2 protein-coding genes are annotated in these 1,326 nt (G+C 33.9%); both read right to left on the bottom strand.

The features are described 5' to 3' along the window. Positions 1-487: 487 nt before the first annotated feature. Positions 488-922: a hypothetical protein gene (locus tag BLR88_RS18845; protein ID WP_013876273.1), complete on the bottom strand. Its 435-nt coding sequence runs from the start codon at positions 920-922 to the stop codon at positions 488-490. Positions 923-924: 2 nt separating this feature from the next. Continuing rightward, positions 925-1,326, bottom strand: a 402-nt coding sequence (locus BLR88_RS18840; RefSeq protein WP_217639415.1) for a polymorphic toxin type 35 domain-containing protein, incomplete at its 5' end; no start/stop codon positions are given.

Genomic DNA, 1,326 nt, shown 5'->3' with positions numbered 1-1,326 from the left:
AGTTCGTAATTAGAGGAGTGCGAGTATAAGCGAGGAATTTTACGAAAAAGGATGAATAAGGTTGTTTGTGTCCAAGTAATGGGGGTTAATCCGATCTATCAACAATAGAAACGGTATGCAAAGTGTTAGACATCGACATCCAGGAGTTAATCGAGGTGGAGTAGCCTCTCGCTATAGTAATCGGAATAAGGGGCGGAAAAGTTGCGAAAAAAAATTTCAAAAGGCAAGGAGAAAGCGAAGGTAAGCTTTTGGGAGATAAAAACGGTAGTAACTGATGATTTTTCAGCTGTTTATTGTTGATGAAAATTATAAAATTGGACATCTTTTTCAAACTCATCCTGTGCACACAAGGCAATTCTAAAAATTATCATGCAGGAGTTTCAAGGGTTATTTGTATATGTTGTACTACAAAGGGAGTTATTCGGCACTACACACCCTATAAAAAAGACCTTGAAAGAGTCATAATACTCTTTCAAGGTCTTTAAATTTATGCATTGTGTAACACATTTTTTGCAGCTTCGCTATTTGGCATTATCTTTAATATTTCTTGAGCAATTGCTTTAGCTTCTTCTTTACTAATTAACTTTTCTGGAATGTCATGGAATAACAACAAATGTTCTTTCAAGCTAACATCTTCAGGGCTTAATTCAACTGCTCTTTTAGCATGGTATAATGCACTTGCGTAAGCGTCTGGTAAATGGCACAATGCAGTACTTAATAACTCTGAAGCTAAGTAATGATAATATGCAGTCTCATTATTATTTATCAAATAACAGACAAATGAATAAGCACTTATACTCTCTTCATCAAATCCTAATTCAAGAACAACTTGCTCTAAAGTATTTCTATCTTCATTCTCAATATATTCTTTTGCTTTTTGAAAATCACCCGATGTTATTAATTGCTTTATCTTTTCCTTCATAGTTATTTCACCCACGCATCAGATATTCTTATTGTTCCATCAGGTAGTTTTTTGTATGTCACCTGTACCAATTGTCCATTAACCATTTTAACTCTAGAAGAAACAGATTTATAAGGTATATCTGCACCATTATGCATTACATCGATGATAATTTCTTTTATTTTCCCCCAATTCTTATCAGGCACAAGTTTTTCCCATTGATGATTAGATTTTTTACTTCCATTTATAATATGCTTTATCTGATTACTGTTAAGTTTCCCTATTGCATCATGTACTTTAGAAGAAGGCAATAGCTTAACTTTACCCGTACCCTTAGTTGCATTCCCAGTGGATTGTTTTGGCTTCGGCGGTTGTAATGGCTGTTTCGCTTTATCCAATCTTTTTGTAATTTTAACCGTTTTATT

Origin of the sequence: Aneurinibacillus thermoaerophilus, assembly GCF_900099925.1 — a bacterium.
GTDB lineage: Bacteria > Bacillota > Bacilli > Aneurinibacillales > Aneurinibacillaceae > Aneurinibacillus > Aneurinibacillus thermoaerophilus.
Note: the sequence above shows the minus strand (reverse complement) of the source record. Positions and strands in the feature narration are given on the sequence as shown.

What these genes read in the sequence shown, in the direction of transcription:
- BLR88_RS18845 (WP_013876273.1), bottom strand. Translation starts at nt 922, where the DNA reads ATGAAGGAAAAGATAAAGCAATTAATAACATCGGGTGATTTTCAAAAA.